Below are 18,996 nucleotides of genomic sequence, written 5' to 3'. Positions count from 1 at the left end.
AGATACTTAAATCTGAGTATAATTTGAGTACCCTATTTAGCGCTAGACTTATATAGTCTGAAAACCGAATTTGATACAGGAGTTAGTTCGGGGAGGTCCGCCAGATCAAACCATTTAAAAGTTTTTATATGTGAGGCTAATGTAAAGTTTGGATTACTCACTTTAGCCGCAAAGCAGAAAAGAGTCTCTTGCCGGTGTCTTACTTCTTGAGTAAATGATCCAAGCGATCGGATTTTATCTAGCTCAATACCTAAGTCTTCAAAAACTTCTCGCCTTACTGCTTGCTCAGGAGTTTCACTTGAATTGATCTTACCCCCAGGGAAAACAAAATGAACACTCCCAAACGTACGCTGGATCATGAGGATCTTGCCATTATTTTCGATTATGCATTTTACGCCCTGAGTTTTCGGCCGGAAGATAAACCAATATATGCGTTTTAGCTGGAAGAGAAATTTACCCAGCATTGCGGCTCCAGCGAGTGCCTCTGGGTGTATCATTCAACTCAATACCATCTTTGAGTAGTTCATCACGCAACTTATCGCTCTCTTTAAAGTCTTTGCTGGCACGAGCCTTCTCGCGCTTAGTGATGAGTTCTTTCTGCCTTTTGGTGATGTCCGCTCTATCTAATAGCTGCAAGCCAAGGGCAGCGTCTAAATACTCTAAAAAGTCTTTGGTTGGGGCAACGCCGGCGTTAATCACATCGCTAAGAACCGCTAGTACCCGTGGGGTATCAAGGTCATTCGCTAAGGCCTTTTGCATCTCGTTGGTGGCAGCAATTAAAAGCTGCTGGCCACGTTCATCGGCCTCAGCCTGATGGCGCAAGTCCGCCCAGGCGTTAATGGACTGACGGCGGTTCTGAGCCGCCTCAAGCACCTCCCAGGTAAAGTTTTGCTGGGTGCGGTAGTGGGCTTGCAGGTAGAACAGCCGTAAATCCAGCGGGTGAAAGCCCTTTTTAACCACGTCCTCAAGAGTGTAGGTATTTTTTAATGACTTGCTCATTTTCTTGTCATTAACCAGCAGAAACTCACTGTGCAGCCAAAGGTTGGCCAGCGGCTTGCCGTCATGTGCCGCCTCGCTTTGAGCTATCTCATTGGTGTGATGTGTGCCAATGTGGTCAACGCCGCCGGTATGAATATCAATGGTGTCGCCGAGCTCTTGTTCGATTATGGCCGAGCACTCCAGGTGCCAACCGGGGAAGCCTTCGCCCCAAGGTGATGGCCAGTGCATTTGGTGGTCCTTGAATCGGCCGACCGTAAAGAACCAGAGTGCAAAGTCCTGGGGGTTCTTTTTATCTGGGTCGGTGACCACATCCTGGCGGGCCGCAACCTCCTTTTGATCAAGCTTTTGACCGGTTAACTTGCCGTAATCTTTTAGCTTAGATACATCAAAGTAAATGGCCTGCTCAACCTGGTAGGCAAAGCCTTTGTCGAGCAAAGCTTGAACCATCGCAACCTGCTGCTTAATTGCTTGAGTGGCCGGAACCAGCTTGCTGGGAGCCAGAACGTTTAAGGCGGCCATATCTTGTGTAAAAGCTTTGGTGTAGAACTTGGCTACCTCCCAAACCGTTTTGCCCTCTTCGTCGGCGCGAGACTGGAGCTTATCATCGCCCTCGTCGGCATCATTGGTTAGGTGGCCGACGTCGGTAATGTTCATGACATGCTGAACCGCAAAGTTGTTTAGCATGAGGGTACGCTTAAGGGTGTCATCAAAAAGGCTTTTGCGCAGATTGCCAATGTGGTAGTAGTGGTAAACCGTCGGGCCACAGGTATACAGCTTGATCTCGCCCCGCTTGAGCGGTTTAACCTCCTGGATTGTGCGACCTAGCGTGTTATACAGCTTCATGGGTTGATTTGTACTCGTTAATATTGGCAGTTAATGCCTCAATAAACTGCTTTTTGGCTTCTTCTATACTAACATCATTAAACTGACAGCCGGCCGCCCGATCGTGGCCACCGCCGCCAAACTGTTGGCAGGTTTTAGCCGCAACCGGCATGTTGGCGCGAGTTGATACCTTAATTTTAACCGGGATGGCCTGGCCATGGTACTCACGCATGGCTACCGCTACCTCAACCCCCTCGGCGCGCTGCATTTCGTACATAACTAGGTCGGCCGGGTCATGAATATCGGCATACTTTTTAAGCTCTTGCGGTGTAATTGCAATAAAAGCTATCTTGCCGCCGGCAAAGCTTTCTACCCGCGAGAGTAAGCGACCCTTTAGCTGCATTAACTCCATACTAATCGCATTAATCTTTCGGTAAGCTTCGTGCGTTTCAAACACGTTCGCACCGAGGTCAATCAGCTCGGCTACCAAGCGGAACTCCTTGGCCCCAACGGTTTGAATACTCAGATTGCGGGTATCAGCTAAAATGCCCGGCACCATCAGGCTAGCTGCCTCGGCGTTAACCTTGTAACCCAGCTGCTTAGACAGCTCAAAAACCAGCTCGCAGGTACTGGTGGCCTTGGCGTCAATCACCTCAACAACCTCAAACGGCATTGCCTCGCGGGTAGGGTGATGGTCGACCACCGCAAATGGCTTTTTGGTTAACTGTGCTTGATGCTTTTCGAGCGTACGCGCAAGCATGCTTGGCCCGCCGGTATCAACTAGGATGGTAAGATCAAACTTTGTCGGAAACTCTTCTAGTACGCGGTCGGCTCCGGCAAAGTGACGAATATAGGCCGGCACCTCGTCTTGGCAATACATTAAAACCTGCTTACCCCTATCGCCCAAAATTTGCTCTAGCGCCAGGCTGGTAGTTAAGCTGTCGGTGTCCGGCTTTTCTGGCTGCAATACGAGGATGGTTTTAGCTTCATCAATTAGCTCCCCGAGCTGCTTAATGGCGGATGCTAACTGGCTCAAAAGGCCCGCCTTTCCTGCAGGGCGCGTCCGAGGGTAATCTGATCGGCGTACTCTAGGTCACCACCTACCGGCAGACCGCGCGCCAGTCGGCTAACCTGCACCTCGAGCGGCTCCAGCTGTTTACGGATATAGAGCGCGGTTGCCTCGCCCTCGGTAGTAGGGTTGGTGGCGATCAGCACCTCTTCGATGTTCTCGTTTTTAACTCGCTCTACCAGATCGGCAATCTTAAGTTGAGCCGGACCGACGCCATCAATGGGCGAAATCACTCCGCCCAGTACGTGGTACAGGCCTTGGTATAGACCGGTTTTTTCAACCGCTACCACGTCGAGCGGCTCCTCAACCACGGTTAGCAGCTGTTCGTTACGATTAGGATGAGCGCAGATAACGCACAGCTCCTGCTCGCTAAAGTTGTGGCAGCGCTGACAAACGGTTAGCTGTTGGCGCAGGTTGATTAGCGCTTCGCCCAGTCGCTGTTCGTGCCCACTATCGGCGCGCAACAAATAAAAGGCCAGCCGCTCCGCTGTACGCGGACCGACACCGGGAAGCTTGCCAAACTCCTCTATAAGCTGAGCCACCGACTGGGGGATGATCTGCACTACCGGGCGACTCCTTATTTACAGGCCGGGGATGCCGAGTCCGCCAGCAACGCTCTTCATCTTTTCGGCGGCTACCTGTTGGCTACGAGTAATAGCCTGGGTGATGGCAGATTCCAGCCACTTTTCGACCTTGCCTAGATCATTTACGTCGATCTTATCTGGGTCTAGTGAAATCTTTTTAATCTTTTGTTCACCATTAATTTGAACCTTAACCGCGCCATCGCCGGTTTCAACCTCAATCACCTCTTTGCTGAGAGCCGACTGGATCTTTTTAAGTTCATACAAGGTTTTAGCTTGGTTTAACATGGTATCTCCTCTATCTCTACTATTGTAGCTTATCTGAGGTTTTGGATCGAGACCTGATATGTTATTCGTTTTAACACAAGCTTTATGTTACAAATAGGTATAGATACTCCTGATATTTATGATTCACTCAACACTACATTTGCAGCATCATAAGCACAGTGGGCGCTTTTTGTCTCACCGCCATACCTCATATCGCTCGCTTTTTTTGGTGATTGCGCTGGCTACAATTGCGATTGGTTCAATCATAACTCTTGATCGGAGCAGTTTAGCCGCCACACTTGATGTAAGTGCTAAGGTCAGTGCGGTTTCGCCAACTCAGCCGGCTGTTATTCAAGAGCCAGCCAATGGCGCTACGGTTACAAAAGACAATTTCGTCGTTAAGGGGACCTGTCAGCCGCTAAACCCAACCTCAATTGTAGCGATTTATTCAGGAGCTGCGCTGCTTGGCTCAACTAGCTGCTTGCCGGGTGGAGTCTTTAATTTACAGGTAGTGTTAAAGCCAGGCGTAAACCTATTGATTGCCAAAACCGTTAATATAACCAACGATTATGGTCCGGATAGCGCCCCCGTTACCGTCACTTATACCGCCCCGCGCGAGGCTGAGACTTCGACGCCAGCTGCCAATGTCGCTACCGAAGCTCAGACGGAAGATTCTGCTGCCGAGCAGCCGCCAGTGACGCCACTGGCCGTCCAATCGCGCGATCCTTTTATGAAATTCGGACCTAACCAACCAGCAATTTGGGTCGGTTCGATATCCGGCGGATCAAGACCTTATCATGTGGTGGTCGACTGGAATGATGGCACCACTAGCACCCGGAATATTGGTGACGAGGAGGTTAGTCTGGAACATACCTATTCATCAATGAAAACCTATGCGGTTAAGGTGAGCGCTACCGATACTAGCGGGCAAGCTGTGATTAGCACCTTTTTAGCCATCACGCCCTACCAGCCACAGCAGTTTTGTGATTTACCGTCAGCTCAAAGCCAACCAGATTGGGCTCATGCTGAATCTGGCCAGGACTGCGCCAAGCTGCCTCAAGTTACGGCACCGGTTGTTCCGCTCGGGCCATTAAAAGGAATTGGCGTGTTTATGCTCGGTGGTGGCTATATGGCAGCCATATCGGTGTACGCCGTTAGTTGGGTTGATGCCCGTGTGTTTGCGTTTCGCGCTACCCATCTTGGACGACTTGGCGGCAGGTATCCACGAAGTTTAATACAAGATTCGGTGCGCAAGCCATGAGCCTGGTCAGTAAAAAACGTGCCTATTTAGTGGCCCGATTACTGTTTATTTTGCCAGGTATCATGGTTGGGGTTTTATTTTATGGCTGGGCCAACAGCCCGTCTTCGCAGGCAATCAAAGTTGATAACCAAGACACGGCTCAGGCAAATCAGGCGGACACCACACTTCAGCCAATCTCAACCAAGTTCTTTACCATACAGCTGCCGGCCAACTATAAAACTCAAACCAATAGCCTACCTGGGCGCACCCCATTAATACAGCTTTTTAGTTACGAACCACATAGCGGAGGTGTTCAGGTTGGAGTGGTTAGCGATCTATTGCCGCCCGAGGGGCTGAGCGGCGTCGCCGACTATAATCTGCGCAAAACCAAGCCGGCCGAGTACAAGGTTATAGCGGTGCCTGGTGGCAATAAGTATGTTAGGGCCCTCTTTACCCTCCATGACCAATCGGAGCTGAGCGCTTACCTGGTTAATGGATCACGTTACGCCTCGGTCACCGTTTCTGGTCCACAGAATCAACCGGCGTTGCTGCAAAAACGGCTTGATGAGACGCTGCAGACCTGGCAGTGGCAGTAAAAATGGTCGAAACGGTTGTTCTGATTAACGGTTATGCTTTATACTTATGACATATTGTCTCAAGACATACATTAAAACGTAATCAGAAATTCTCATGTCACAAAAACGTTCCGTTTCATTTGCATCAAAACTAACTCGGACTACTTTAGCGCTACTGCTACCCGTGGCAGCCATTTTGGTGGCTTTGCACACCAACGCTAACGCCGCTGCCCTAACCCAGTTATCGGTTCGGTTCGATCGAATGAAGATCAGCACTGCCACCACCGGCACCGTTTGCGCCAAACCAGCCACCACCGCTACCGAAGTCGACGTGCAGGTAACCTTCCCGACCGGCTACACCCTGGGGTCGGCCGCCAACTTTACCGTTAACACCACCAACCTAGCTTGGCCTACCGGAGGAACCGCCTGGCCGGGCATCGGTACCGCTACCAACGTTACCGGGCAGGTAGTCACCTTCCCTAGCACCGACCTAACCGTTGGTACTTTGCACTGCTTTAACTGGACCAACTCGGCTGCGGTAGCGGTTAAGTCGTCAGCCACCAGTTCAAACAGCGGTAGCGTGACCACTCGCGCCACTGGTTCCAGCAACATTGATACCGAGCAATACTCAACCGCCAGCATTGCTGACGACCAAATTGTTGTGTCGGCCACCGTGCCATCGGTTTTCTCCTTTGCCCTCAGCGCTAACACCGATGCCCTCGGCACGCTTTCGAGCAGCTCGGTTACCACTAGCCCAACCCCGCGTACCGCCACCGTTAACACCAACGCTAAAAATGGCTGGATGGTTTGGGCTAAAGATGCCAACACCGGGCTTACTTCGGCTTCGGCTTCCTCCACTATTGCCTCAACCACTCCTGGCACCAACAGTACTTTGAGCTCTGGCACCTCGGGCTACAACACCGGCATCACTACCAGCCAGGTTGGCGGTAGCGGCAGTATTAGCGTAGCAGCGCCTTTTGTTGGTAGCAGCGCCGGCCAAGGTGGCGGTCTGGACACCACCTTGCGCGCGCTGGTAAGTTCAACCGGTACGGCCGACACCGCCGTTTTAACCATTAAGAACAATGCCAGCATTAACGCCACCACCCCGGCCGCTAGCGACTACACCGACACTATTACCATTATTGGAGCCGGCCTGTTTTAAGCCGCAAGAGCATGATGTCATCCCTTCTACAGCGCTGCATCTTTACCGCGGTTCTACTGGTAGCTGCGACCATAGTTGCATCCACCCCGGCGCTAGCAGCCGATCCGCCAGGTGATTTTTCTTTACAAATTACTCCCTCGCCCTTAGTTTCGAGTATTAAACCTGGCCAAACCAGCGAGCTGGAGCTAAAGATACGCAACGCCGGTAGCCAGCCCGAGACACTCAAAATTGAGCCACGTAGCTTTCGTTTTGATAGTAAAACCCAGCAGCTAACTCTAGACGACACCACTTCACCGGATATCGCCCAGTGGGTAAGCTTTGCAAACCCAACCTTTACCGTTCAACCGGGTCAGTGGTATACCCAAAAAATTAAGGTATCTTTACCTAAAGAGGCCGGCTTTAGCTACTCTTTCGCCCTGATTGTTAGTCGTAAAGATGCACCCAAAGCTACCGAAGGCGGCAGGCTACTTAAAGGTTCGGTAGCTGTATTCACCCTACTCAACGTTGATCGGCCGGGCGCGGTGCGCAAGCTTGACGTCGGCAACTTTACCAGCACCAAGCGAGTGTATGAGTACTTGCCGGCTACGTTTGAAATTGCTTTAAAAAATACCGGCAACACCATTGTCCAGCCATATGGTAACGTTTTTGTCCAGCGCAACAGCAGCGATAAGGTGCCAATTAGCACTCTGTCGGTTAACGAAAATAAGTCCTATATTCTTCCTGGTACGACTCGAATCTTGAAGGTTCAGTGGAAAGACGGTTTTCCGGTTAACGAAACCACCACTAAAGAAGATGGTAGTGCCAGCCAGTCGCTCAACTGGGACTGGAGCGGCGCTAAAATAGCCGATATTCGGCTGGGTCGCTACACCGCCAAGCTGGTTGGTGTCTACAACGATGGCTTGCGTGACGTACCAATCGTGTCCGAAGTCAGCTTTTGGGTGATCCCCTGGAAGATCCTGATTGCGCTGTCAGTTATACTTGGCTTAATTATTTGGCGAGCATTTGTTTATCAGCGCACCCTCAAACAGGCCAGGCGTCTAATTGAAGAGTCTCAGGCCAAGAAAGCCAGTACAAAAGAATAGGTCTGTCTCGATTTAATTCAGATACCGCTTATGCTACAATAGGTGTAGTAATTGGTGGAAATTGTGTCCAAACCGGTCAATCGCTTGCTTACACAATCGGTTACGCGCAAACAGTTCCTACAGCACTTGCTGGTGGGCATTATTACTGTGCTTGGAATCACCAACTTCATTCACTATTTAAAAAGTGAGACCCCGGTTAGCAGTCCGCACGATCTTGACCCAAATAATCCCAGCCGCCGCGGTTTTGGTAGCAGTAAGTTCGGGGCCTAATCCATGCCTACGCCACAACGTTTACCAATTGTTAACAGTGATGACGGTGTTTGGGGCGATATTATTCGCCAGTACATTGCTAAAGAGCACTACAACGACGACACCGACAACAGTATAAACGGCAGCCATAAGACCGTAACCATTAGACCAGGCACCGCCACCGCCGGTACCGCCCCGCTTAAGTTTAGTTCCGGCACCCTTTTAAGCTCACCTGAAGCCGGTGCGGTTGAATTTAATAGCGACTCGCTCTACTTTACGATCACCACCGGCACATTGCGCAAAAAAATTGCGCTGTATGATGACTCCTCTGGTGCTACCGGAGACATGTACTATCGCAACAGCTCGGGCAGTTTGGTTCGCCTGCCGGTTGGGTCTAACAACAAGACTCTGCGCGTGGTCAGCGGCAACCCAGCTTGGACCGATGCCGATCCAGCCGGACAAACGATGGCCACCAATACTAGGAGCGGCAACTATACCGTAGTCCCAGGTACCGACGTGGTGGTACTGGCTGATGCTTCCGGCGGTAACACCAATATTACCCTCCCCGGCTCTTCGGCCGCTTCTGGCTATCGTTTTTACATTAAGCGGATTGATGGTACTGCCGGCAACACCTGTATCATCTCGGTAACCGGTACCGATAACTTTGAAGGCGCTTCGGCAACCGGCCAGATATCGTCACTCCTAATCGGGTGGAGCCTAACCCTCATATCTAACGGCTCCTCTTGGTATATAATATAAAGCCATGACATATTTAGGCCAAAACCTGCCAGAAATAGGGTTCGGGGGCAACACCACCGGGACAATGGACTTCGCCAACGCTGGTCTAAGCCTTTACGGTGGCAACAACGTCACCCTAAGTGGTAGTCGCACCAATGTCGAGGGATACTACTCCTACCATAGTATTACCATCAGTGCCGCTAACCAGACGGTCCAAACGCAGAATCGCTTCAACCTAACACTTAGCGGCAATACGGCGGGTGCGATGGCTCAGGTAAGCTCTGGGTCGCTGACGCTGGCCGGTGGTAACAACATCACTTTAAGCCAAAACGGCAATGCCGTAACAATTTCTGGGGCGGCCGGAGGAGGTGCCGCCTTTTCAGCTGGGATGAGTAACCTAGGTAATACCAGTGGCGATACTGGGCTGGCCACCAATAAGCTTGTTTTACTTGGCAACAATAATATAACCCTTTCACAGGTAACCAACGCTACCGGCAACCTACTTGGTGTATCTGGGCCGAATATGTTTGCAGGCGGAATGAGCAACCTCGGTAATACCAGTGGAACCAGCGGAACAGTTAGCAACCAAATGGTATTGGCCGGGGGCAATAACGTGACACTGAGTCAGTCTACCGGCGCTGGTGGTAATACCATATCGGTTAGCGCTGCCAACCAAACAGTCCAAACGCAGAATCTACAGAATGTTACTTTAAGCGGCAATACCGCTGGCGTGATGGCTAATGTTAGCTCCGGCACATTAACTCTGGCAGGGGGCAACAACATTACTCTCAGCCAAAACGGTAATGCAGTGACTGTCTCTGGGGCGGCCGGAGGAGGCGTCGCCTTTTCAGCTGGGATTAGCAATATAGGAAACACTAGCGGTACTAGTGGTACCGTCAGTAATCAGCTCATCTTAGCCGGTGGTAACAATGTCACCTTGAGCCAATCTACCGGAGCGGGAGGCAACACCATCTCCATCTCGGCGGGTGCCGGAGGCGGTAGTACTCAAACCATGAACTATTACCAAAATATGGATCGTGGTACCAGCGCCAGCTTAGCCACGGCGGCTGGAACTCTTATGTTGCAACGTCTTAACCAGGAAAATGACCTGTTCGCAGCCAATCTTACAGCTAACACGATTTTACTCAACATGACCGCCAACATGACCGCCACTTCGCTGTCGAGTTCGCATACGGTTAGTGCTTCAATTGGTATCTACTCTAACTTTAGCACTCACATCAGCCTAATTAACTCAGCCTCTACTACCTGGGCGGTAGGCGCCGCAACCTCAAATACCGCGCTGTACAATGGACCACGTTGGCTAAGCTTCGTATCATCACAGTGGTCATCTGCACCTAACTTTGTCCAGGATAGTGACTATGTATTTGGTGTTATCTTCCGCAGCAGTAACTACGCTCCACCGCTATCATATATGGGCCAAAACTATATGCACTCTAATCAGCGCAGCGGCAGTATGGGAGTTAGTGCGGCCACTAACGCGTCAATGGCTCAGGGTAACTATTGGAACGCCATGTACACCGCTACTACCTCGGCTTTGCCAGCCGCTATCTCGGCTAGTCAGGTTAATCGCAACAACGCCACCGCTATATTTATGCCACATGTTATATTAAATAACCGCTACTCTGGCACCTTCTAGGTAGCTGCAGTATAATTGGAGCGATTAGGAGTTACATGAGCCGTCCACAGATTCTCGTCCCCGACAACACCGGAATGCATAACGCCACCGACTATGTTAGCCGCCTCGAAAAGGAAAAAACCTACCGCGATTTATCGACCATTATGGTCTGCCCAACCCGTGGCACTATTCCAGCGCGTGTGGTTCAGAGCTGGCAGAGCATAATCCGCCCGATGAACCAAAAGGTTGTAGGTCCAATTTTTATGGAGAACATGGAGGTTGGTGAGGCCTACAATGAGGTCATTAAAATGATTCTGGGAAGCGATGAGCTAAGTAAGTTTAAGTTTTTTCTTACCATCGAAGAAGATAACGCCCCGCCTCCCGATGGGCTACTTAAACTATATGAGTCAATTGACGATTATGATGCGGTTGGTGGTCTTTATTGGACCAAGGGCGAGGGCGGCCAGCCAATGTGCTACGGCAACCCAGCCGAGATGCCACGTAACTTTGTGCCCCAAATCCCCCAGCCAGATAGCGTAACCGCTTGCAACGGCCTGGGTATGGGCTTCACCCTTTACCGGATGGAGATGCTTAAAGACGAACGGTTTGAGTACGGCAAGTGGTTTAAAACCAGGCAGGAGTTTGTCCCCGGCAAGGGCGCGTATGTTCAGACGCAAGATCTCTGGTTTTTTGAAAAAGCCGGTGAGCTAGGCTACAAGTTTGCTTGTGACGCTCGGGTTAAAGTGGGCCACTACGACGCTCAAAATCAGATAATGTGGTAAGGAGAAATCATGGCAAAGAGTAAACCAGTTAAAAAATCGGCCAAAACTACTGAAGACAAGCCCTTAAAGCTGTCATTAGCCTGCGGCAATAACAAGCCAGAAGGCTTTTTAGGTGTAGATATTGCCAAAACCGACTCAGTTGATGTGGTTCAAAATTTATTAAAGTTTCCCTGGAACAAATTTAAAGATAACTCCGTTGACGAAATTGAATGTTCTCATTTTGTTGAACACATACCTCATGGTGATGGGTACCATGATCCCTTCTTTGAGTTTTTTGATGAAATTTACCGCATTCTTAAACCGGCTGAATTTGATCCAAACAACCCTAACGTGGCGACCAGGGGCTTTATGCGCATTACCTGCCCCTACTACTCAAGCATTCGTGCCTGGCAAGATCCGACTCACCATCGTGCAATTTCTGAGGCCAGCTTTTTATACGTAAATAAGAAATGGCGCGAAGATAACAGACTTGATCATTACCCAGTAAAATGCGATTTTGACTTTAGTTTTGGCTATGTACTAAGCCAAGAGTGGCAAAGTCGCAGCCAGGAGGCTCAGTCGTTTGCAATCCGCAACTACATCAACGCCGTGTCCGACATTCAGGTTCAATTAACTAAGCGAGCCTAGTCGAACAATGGCTGGGTGGCGATTTTTAATCATAATTGCCTCCTGCCTATTGCTGTCGAGCACCGGCTACGCTGCTAGCCCAGCCGAATTAAAAAACAAGGGCCTATACATCTCTCCCCTGCGCGAGCAGGTAACTGTGCAGCCTGGAGCGGCTCAGCGCAAAATCTTAACCGTTGCCAACTATACCGACAAGCCGGCCACCATTGAACTGTCGGTAGAGAGCTTTAGCGTCGCCAATTACAGCTATGAGTATCGTTTTTTAGCCCCGCCGCAAGAGAACTGGGTTAGGCTGGATCAGACCACGATTTTGCTGCAGCCAAACCAGTCTCGCCAGCTATCCTACTCAGTGCAACCGGCCGCCGACGCTGCACCGGGAGGCCACTACTTTACTATTTTTGCGACCAAACAAGCCGGTGAGCCAACCGGCTCAAAAAAGCTGCGAGCTGGCTCGCTTATAAATGTTACGGTCCAGGGCAACCTGATTTATTCAAACTACATTAAATCATCGCATGTACCGTGGTTTATCTACACTAAGCAGCTGCCAATCCAGCTTGATGTGCGCAATGACGGCAATGTTCACTTTTTTGCCTCACTAAGCGGTCGAGTTCGAGGGCTGTGGTACAACCAAGCTTTTCAGAGCGGCAACCACTTGCTGTTTCCTAAAACCAACCGCGTACTATCAACCCAAGTAGCTAGCCCCAAAATACCCGGAATTTACCGCTTGGACTACGGTTACACCTCAACTTCCTTCCCTGTGGTACAGAAAAGTAGTTATTTTATATACGCCCCGCCGTGGTCGTGGGCAGTTTTAGCGCTGATCTTAATCTTCGCATACCAAATCAGGCACCGCTTAAAGTCAATTATTGTAAGTATTCGCCGGCGATTAAGCCGCTCTAATTAGTAACTATTGGTTTTCGGCTACTGCGGTATAGACCACATCAACCTGGTAAGTGCCGGCAGGCTTGGTAATATCGGCTCGAACACCGTAAGTAATGGTGGTTGGGTCGCCATTCTTAAAAGGGCCATCAGCATCTTTAATTTGGGTTTGATTTGTACTTAAGCCACTAAAGTTGGTGGTTGAACCGCTAGTATTGTAGCCCCAAGTGTTAAGCGACAGGGCGGCTGGAGATGAGTTGCCGCTAGCCGGTATACTGGCCGCCCCATTAACCATGTCCGAGCTTCCTACTGTACGAGCATACAGTTTGTAGCCAACCACATCGGTTGAGGTGACCGTTACGGTATGTGATGCGCTACCGCTCATGGTGTTGGGACCATCGGATGCGAGCGTGATCGACGGATCGCTACCTAAATCGATAGCCAAGCTGGTTGAAGAGCCAAACGGTACATCGGCGCCAAAAACACCCTGCCCAAAAGGAGATCCATAGGCTGGCTCTGGGATTATTTGAGTGAGTCCTACCACCATCAAGGCAAGCGCCGGTAGCAACCGTAAGCTCAGTCTAGGCATCAATTAATTTACCTTAAACCTCTGAACCGCACTATCGCGGAACTGATACCTTGGGCCTACCGTTTGCCAGTTGGCCGGAACTTGCTCAAAGTAAGACTTGCCATCGCCACTTTTGCCAATCATCCAAACGTAACCTGATGCAGGGCGTAGCGTTGAAAGGTCCTTAACCACAATTTGGTCGGCCCGATCGTAAATTAAGCTGCTCTCACCATAGCCGTTAACACCATTTTGGGCATACAGCTTGGTTGGGATGGTGGTGGTGTTGTAATAGCTAAAGTCAAAAAAGGTGTACAGCTCACCGGAGACAATCTCATCACCAGGAACATAATTGGTGCTAACCAGCTTACCAACCTCCCTCATTTGGTGCGTTGCCTGCGAGTAGACGCTGCCAATGCCAATTACGGAGAGTATTAGCAGACCGCCAACCAGGGCGTTTTGCACCCGTGGCCGGTTACTTAACAGCCATCCGTGAACCACAATCGCCGCCACCAGACAGCAGAAACCAATTGAGGCAAACACAAAGTACCTATCAATGTAGATTGGGCGACCAAATGATAGTGCGAACACCGTTAGCGGTGCTACTAGAGCATAGGCAGCCACCAAAACGGTTGCTGAGCGATGCTTTTTTGCTGTCACCCAAAGGGCTATCGTAGCCGCAACCAGCGTTAACCCAACCGCTACCTTGATCCATACCGGCAGCCAATCAACCGGGCTAAACACCAAAAACTGCAGAATCGTGTTAGGCAGCGTGCTCAAAGTCGGCTCTTGGATCCAAAATCCGCCCTGGACCCGGCTGAACTGCGCATAGGCCACTGGTAGCCACAAGGCGAACAACCCGGCCGCAAGAACATTACTACCCCACCACCAACGGTTCTTGAGGCCGCTGTTGGGCTTGGAATTGGTTAAGCTAGTCACATAAACCCAGTGAGCGGCAATCAAGAACACGGCGTAGTAATGAGTGTACAAACCGGCGGCTATCGCCAGTGCATACAGTACCCACCACAGTTTCTGCTTATCTTGCAGCGCTCGAACCAAGCTGTAGGTCGCAAATAGCAAAAGGAGTGCCACCATGCCATACATCCTCGCCTCCTGGCTGTAGCGGATTAAGAATGGTGAAAAAGCCACAAGTAGCGTTGCGATCGCTGCGGCCCGGCTATGGAATAAGCGGCGCATCAATAAGTAGGTCAGAGGTATTGCCAGTAGCAAGCAAACTGCCGACAGGCTACGTGCCGCTAGCTCGCTGGTCCCAAACAAAAACATCCAGTAGTGCAGCGTAACATAGTATAGCGGCGGATGAACGTCTCGGGCGGTGCGCTCCAAGATCTCAACCACCCCCATTGGCGCCAACATCATGGTGTAGCCTTCATCATGCCAAATACTGGCCTTGGTGATGTTGTAGAAGCGCGGAATTGCCGCTACCGCCGTTACCAGGTATACCCAGGTTGGCAAATGAATTAGTGCTTCACGCAGACGACGTATCATCGTGCCCCCGCCTTATAAGTAAAGCTTGGTTGGCGGTAGCGACCTCTAAGCCGCTGCCACCAAATGGTAAACATCTCACCCAGAGTTTCAATCGCCGCCGAGCTAACTTGATCTTCGAAGGTGCCGTTTGGCTTGTCGCTCCAATCCGATATTGGCAGCTGCACAACCTTTAGCTTAAGTTGGCGTGCGATGGTCAGTATTTCCATATCAAAACCCCAGCCCAATATGGTTTGACGGCTGAATAATTGCTCGCCGGCAGCAGCGGTAAACCCCTTAAAGCCGCACTGGGTGTCTTTGTAGCCCGGCAGCAAAAAAAGTCGAACCAGCGCGTTACCAAGCCCTGACACCAACCGCCGTAGGCCGGTGTGGCTGCTAGTTAGGTTCCGCACCGCGATTACAACGTCAGCACCTTGCTCCAAGGCCCGCCAAGCCGGCTCTAAGTGATGCAAAGGCGTCGCCAAGTCGGCGTCCATAAACAACTTATGTTCACCAACGGCCTCATATATGCCTACACGCACATCCCGACCCTTGCCAACCTTGGTACCTGGCTCAACCACCCGTAAGCTGGCAAATAAACTAGCTTTGGCCCGCGCTAAGGTGGCGGTGCCATCGGGGCTGTCCGCCACCACAACCACCACCTCGGTTTGAACCTGATTGTGCTGCTTTAAATAGCCGGCTAGCTGGTCGAGAGTTGATTCAATTCGAGCGGCCTCTTGGTAGGCCGGCACGATTATTGATCGCTGCGGCCGCTGCGAGATCATTGCGCCGGCACTCGGTAGAGCACATACAGCTCATCGTTACTGACCGGGGAGTAATAGGGGCTAACTGTGCCTTTGGGGAACTTCAATCTTAGCCGCTCAAGGGCTTTGTCTTTGTCGTAGCTAAAGATCGCAAACTCTTTTGCAACGCCGGGCTCAAGCGGTATACCATCTACTTTTTGTGGGTCGACCGACTGCCACTGGCTCTTATTGTGAGTTAAGTACTGCACGGTCTGAAGGGTGTAGTCGCCAGCTACTACGTAACGCTTACCGCTAACCGGGTTGGCGTTGTAATATTCGCTTAACGCCACGTTTTCTTCTGAATATGACTTATACACCTCGGGAGAGTTGGCCCAAGCAATAAAGTACGAGGCGTAGCCATGGTACACCGTTAGCGCCAAAAGTATCACAATGGCGGCGGTACCGCTGTTACGTGCGACCGGGTTCAGCGGGAAAGTTCGCTGCCATTGGTAGAGCAAAAAGTTCGTACCTAGTGCCGCCAGCACCACTGCTGGAGCTAACGCCCCAACCGAGCGCAAACCATGGGGCAGACCCTCTGCCGTCAGAGCCGCCGGTAGCAGCATTGAACCAAACACCATCAATAGCGCAAAGTAGCTCAGTCGCTTAATTCGGCTGATGGCGATTATTATTCCCAGTACGAACATAATGCCAACAAACAGGTTGAGCATCGACTCACCACCCATACCATGACGATAGTTTTCATCACCATGAACGTTAAACATCAGAACCGTCTTAATGGTGCTGTCGGCTAAGGTCCCAATCGGGTTGCCATGATTTAGGTCTGGGTTGGCAAAGCTGACGCCTCCCGGGCGCCCAGCGATAGCGCTCGGGTTGCCAATAGCGTAAAGACCTAGCGGTATCAAAACAATTGCCGCTGCCAAGCCAAAAACTGCCAGCCCGCGCCAGTATTGCTGAATCCAGTTTCTACGCCAGATCAGCACAAACGCTGCTGCTGCCACCAGTGCCAGCGGAAACATTCGGTAGGCAATATAGGTGTAGAAGCCTAGCCCAAAGCTAACACCTGCACCCGCGAACCAGTACCAGCGATTACTGCGTATGGCTTTAGTGATCAGCCACAGGGTGAGCGGTATCATCAGCATGAGCATGCTGGCTCTAAAGCCATCACGCGAAATAATTACCGCCCAAGGCGTTACCGCCATAAATAGAGCCGCTATCAGTGCAGTTCGACGGTTAAACCAGCTGGCCGCCCACAGGTAAACCGCCGCTACCGCCGCAGTTCCTAACAAAGCTGGAGCTATACGCAAGCCTAAAATGGTATTACCGAATATCGAGACCCCTACCGCCTGCAAGTAAAAGAAGAGTCCCTCACGGCCACCATTACGCTCAAAAAAGACCTGCAGATGACCCTGTAAGATATCAAAAACGTCCAGCCCGTTGGCGGCTTCGTCAGGATGAAGACCTGGAGGAGTGTTATCCAATTGCCACAGTCGCATAAATGCTGCTATCAGCATTATGGTGGTTAGCGCCAGCGCTACTCTATGTTGTCGAATCCATAGCTTCATTTAAAGTCTCCTAGTCCTTAAACGCCCAAACCTTGTACAGTACGAAGTTCCAGCTCATGCTAGCTAAGGTTGCCAGCGCAAAAGCCACCGTTTTAATCACAAAACTTTCGGTTAAGATGTGTGGAAGCAGCTCAACCAAACCAAGAGTTTGCAAAATATCATAGACGGTTGTGCCAAACCACTGGAACTCGCTGCTAAAGAACTGCACCAAGCTAAGCTGAATCACATATACCGCCACAAAAGTAGCAATCATAAAGCGCACAAACTCCTGCTTGGCGTGCTTGGAGGAGCCTCTTTGGAACACCCAAGTTCGATTAAAGTAAAAGCTATTGGCGATGGCTACACTACCGGACACCAGCTTAGCCGTCCATACTCGATCCAACGGGATCGAAAACATCTTGGTTAAGCCAATGTAAATAACGTAATCGATAATGGTATTCATTATCCCCACCATGCCGAACCTTGCTACCTGACCGGTGGTTGAACCCCGACGTGCTTTTGCCACTGTTGTTTGTATCCTGATCGTTTCTAATATAAGCATAGCCGTAATCGGCTAGATTGTAAACTAAGGTGTATACTGGTGAGCTTGATCGAGATCGCGGAACAGGGTCCGTTCGGGATGGAAGTACAGATCGGCCACGCCGGTTGGTCCGTTACGATGCTTCTGGATCAAGATTTGAGCCATGCCGGGCTGCTCCGACTCTTCGCGCTTGTAGTATTCCTCACGGTAAATAAACATCACCACGTCCGCATCCTGCTCAATCGAACCGGATTCGCGTAGGTCTGACAGCTGTGGTACCGGCGGAGTTCGCGATTCCACGCTACGCGATAGCTGGCTCAATGCTAGTACCGGAACGTTGAGCTCGCGTGCCAGGGCCTTGAGACCACGCGAAATTTCCGATACCTCTTGCGTACGGTTGTCGCCCGAACCAATCTTGCGGCCGCTAATCAGCTGCAAGTAGTCAATCACAATCAGGCCTAAATCGTGCTCGGTCTGAAGCCGGCGCGCCTTGGTACGCATCTCCAAAATATTGGTGGTAGCGGAGTCATCAATATAGATTGGCGCCTCACTCAAAACCGCCATCGCGTCGTTAATTTTAGGAAAATCGCTATCTTCTAGCCGCCCGTTACGCAGCTTCCAGGAATCAATCCCCGACTCGGCCGCCAGCAAACGATCGATCAGCTGCTCTTTGCCCATTTCCAGCGAAAACACACCAACCGGTATACCCTCTTTGGTCGCTACATGGTGAGCAATGTTTAAAGCTAGGGTGGTCTTACCCATACTCGGCCGGGCCGCCAAAATTACCAAGTCTGATTTTTGCAGACCGGCCAGTAGATTATCCATTGCTTTAAAGCCGGTCGGCACACCTCTAAGGCTGTTTTTATCCTTGTGCAGCTCGTCTAGACGATCAAAAGAGTCGGCCAATACCGAGCTAATTGGGATAAAGTTCTGCTTAAGGTGCTTCTGTGAAACCGTAAACAGGGTTTGTTCGGCCTCATCCAGCAGGTCGTCCAGCGGTGTGGTTTCGTCGTGACCCAAACCGGCAATGGTGCCAGCTGCGCTGATTAAGCGGCGAAGGGTGGCTTTGTGCGACACAATGTTCGCATAATGGACGACGTGCGAAGCGGTTGGGACGCCCTCAGCTAGCTCGGTAAGGTAAACTGCGCCACCAATACGCTCTAACTCCTCTAGCTCGCCAAGACGGTTCGACAGGGTCAGTAGATCAATTGGCTGACGAGCCTCATACAGCTCAATCATGGCCGTAAAGATAATGCCATTGCGATCGACATAAAAGTCTTCAGCCTTTACGACATCGGCGACCTTAATCAAGGCCTCTTTATCAACTAAAATACCTCCCAACAGACCTGCCTCGGCCTCCAGGTTATGGGGCGGAACCGTACCGGGGGCAACCATTCT

Annotated in this window: 21 protein-coding genes; 10 read left to right on the top strand and 11 right to left on the bottom strand. The window is 50.9% G+C overall.

Annotated features, from left to right (window positions below):
* Positions 1-32 precede the first annotated feature (32 nt).
* The 5 genes from EPO04_01205 to EPO04_01185 are packed head-to-tail and all read right to left on the bottom strand — an operon-like array spanning position 33 to position 3,759.
* Positions 33-497 (bottom strand): NUDIX hydrolase, encoded by a 465-nt coding sequence (locus tag EPO04_01205; protein ID TAK89706.1) that lies wholly within the window; start codon positions 495-497, stop codon positions 33-35.
* A complete protein-coding gene (locus EPO04_01200; protein TAK89705.1) occupies positions 454-1,842 on the bottom strand; it encodes a cysteine--tRNA ligase in 1,389 nt (462 codons plus the stop codon). The genes EPO04_01205 and EPO04_01200 overlap by 44 nt, the downstream gene beginning before the upstream one ends.
* The gene (locus EPO04_01195; GenBank protein TAK89704.1) at positions 1,829-2,857 is read right to left on the bottom strand and encodes a hypothetical protein; all 1,029 of its coding nucleotides are present in this window, start codon (positions 2,855-2,857) and stop codon (positions 1,829-1,831) included. Before EPO04_01195 ends, EPO04_01200 begins: the two co-directional genes overlap by 14 nt.
* Positions 2,854-3,453: a recombination protein RecR gene (gene recR, locus EPO04_01190; GenBank protein ID TAK89703.1), complete on the bottom strand. Its 600-nt coding sequence runs from the start codon at positions 3,451-3,453 to the stop codon at positions 2,854-2,856. Before recR ends, EPO04_01195 begins: the two co-directional genes overlap by 4 nt.
* 18 nt (positions 3,454-3,471) lie before the next feature.
* The gene (locus EPO04_01185; GenBank protein TAK89702.1) at positions 3,472-3,759 is read right to left on the bottom strand and encodes a nucleoid-associated protein, YbaB/EbfC family; all 288 of its coding nucleotides are present in this window, start codon (positions 3,757-3,759) and stop codon (positions 3,472-3,474) included.
* 118 nt (positions 3,760-3,877) lie between these two features.
* On the opposite strand from EPO04_01185, the gene EPO04_01180 reads away from it, so the two are divergent.
* The 10 genes from EPO04_01180 (at position 3,878) to EPO04_01135 (ending at position 12,730) form a co-directional block, all read left to right on the top strand.
* Positions 3,878-4,999: a hypothetical protein gene (locus EPO04_01180; GenBank protein ID TAK89701.1), complete on the top strand. Its 1,122-nt coding sequence runs from the start codon at positions 3,878-3,880 to the stop codon at positions 4,997-4,999.
* Positions 4,996-5,574, top strand: coding sequence for a hypothetical protein (locus tag EPO04_01175; protein TAK89700.1), 579 nt, complete (start codon positions 4,996-4,998; stop codon positions 5,572-5,574). Before EPO04_01180 ends, EPO04_01175 begins: the two co-directional genes overlap by 4 nt.
* Before the next feature lie 163 nt (positions 5,575-5,737).
* Positions 5,738-6,715, top strand: coding sequence for a hypothetical protein (locus EPO04_01170; protein ID TAK89699.1), 978 nt, complete (start codon positions 5,738-5,740; stop codon positions 6,713-6,715).
* Positions 6,716-6,726: 11 nt separating this feature from the next.
* Complete coding sequence (locus EPO04_01165) at positions 6,727-7,797, top strand: hypothetical protein (GenBank protein TAK89698.1); 1,071 nt, start codon at positions 6,727-6,729, stop codon at positions 7,795-7,797.
* 63 nt (positions 7,798-7,860) lie between these two features.
* Positions 7,861-8,067 (top strand): hypothetical protein, encoded by a 207-nt coding sequence (locus EPO04_01160; GenBank protein TAK89697.1) that lies wholly within the window; start codon positions 7,861-7,863, stop codon positions 8,065-8,067.
* A gap of 3 nt (positions 8,068-8,070) precedes the next feature.
* Complete coding sequence (locus EPO04_01155; protein ID TAK89696.1) at positions 8,071-8,805, top strand: hypothetical protein; 735 nt, start codon at positions 8,071-8,073, stop codon at positions 8,803-8,805.
* Between the two features lie 4 nt (positions 8,806-8,809).
* Positions 8,810-10,441, top strand: coding sequence for a hypothetical protein (locus EPO04_01150; GenBank protein ID TAK89695.1), 1,632 nt, complete (start codon positions 8,810-8,812; stop codon positions 10,439-10,441).
* Between the two features lie 35 nt (positions 10,442-10,476).
* Complete coding sequence (locus tag EPO04_01145) at positions 10,477-11,202, top strand: hypothetical protein (protein TAK89694.1); 726 nt, start codon at positions 10,477-10,479, stop codon at positions 11,200-11,202.
* A 9-nt stretch (positions 11,203-11,211) separates the two neighbouring features.
* Positions 11,212-11,829, top strand: coding sequence for a hypothetical protein (locus tag EPO04_01140; protein TAK89693.1), 618 nt, complete (start codon positions 11,212-11,214; stop codon positions 11,827-11,829).
* 7 nt (positions 11,830-11,836) lie between these two features.
* Positions 11,837-12,730, top strand: a complete 894-nt coding sequence (locus EPO04_01135; protein ID TAK89692.1) for a hypothetical protein — start codon at positions 11,837-11,839, stop codon at positions 12,728-12,730.
* A gap of 3 nt (positions 12,731-12,733) precedes the next feature.
* Here EPO04_01135 and EPO04_01130 read toward each other — a convergent pair whose 3' ends face one another.
* From EPO04_01130 to dnaB, 6 genes are read right to left on the bottom strand one after another with little or no spacing between them, the layout of a single operon-like run.
* Positions 12,734-13,294: a hypothetical protein gene (locus tag EPO04_01130; protein ID TAK89691.1), complete on the bottom strand. Its 561-nt coding sequence runs from the start codon at positions 13,292-13,294 to the stop codon at positions 12,734-12,736.
* A gap of 3 nt (positions 13,295-13,297) precedes the next feature.
* A complete protein-coding gene (locus tag EPO04_01125) occupies positions 13,298-14,776 on the bottom strand; it encodes a phospholipid carrier-dependent glycosyltransferase (protein TAK89690.1) in 1,479 nt (492 codons plus the stop codon).
* Complete coding sequence (locus EPO04_01120) at positions 14,773-15,537, bottom strand: glycosyltransferase (GenBank protein ID TAK89689.1); 765 nt, start codon at positions 15,535-15,537, stop codon at positions 14,773-14,775. Before EPO04_01120 ends, EPO04_01125 begins: the two co-directional genes overlap by 4 nt.
* The gene (locus tag EPO04_01115; GenBank protein ID TAK89688.1) at positions 15,534-17,078 is read right to left on the bottom strand and encodes a glycosyltransferase family 39 protein; all 1,545 of its coding nucleotides are present in this window, start codon (positions 17,076-17,078) and stop codon (positions 15,534-15,536) included. The genes EPO04_01120 and EPO04_01115 overlap by 4 nt, the downstream gene beginning before the upstream one ends.
* Positions 17,079-17,088: 10 nt before the next feature.
* Complete coding sequence (locus EPO04_01110; protein TAK89687.1) at positions 17,089-17,619, bottom strand: GtrA family protein; 531 nt, start codon at positions 17,617-17,619, stop codon at positions 17,089-17,091.
* Positions 17,620-17,643: 24 nt separating this feature from the next.
* Complete coding sequence (dnaB, locus tag EPO04_01105; protein ID TAK89790.1) at positions 17,644-18,993, bottom strand: replicative DNA helicase; 1,350 nt, start codon at positions 18,991-18,993, stop codon at positions 17,644-17,646.
* Positions 18,994-18,996: the final 3 nt, after the last annotated feature.

The organism is Patescibacteria group bacterium (assembly GCA_004297735.1).
Taxonomy (GTDB): Bacteria; Patescibacteriota; Saccharimonadia; order UBA4664; family SCTI01; genus SCTI01.
This window is presented reverse-complemented; position numbering and strand designations above follow the sequence as displayed.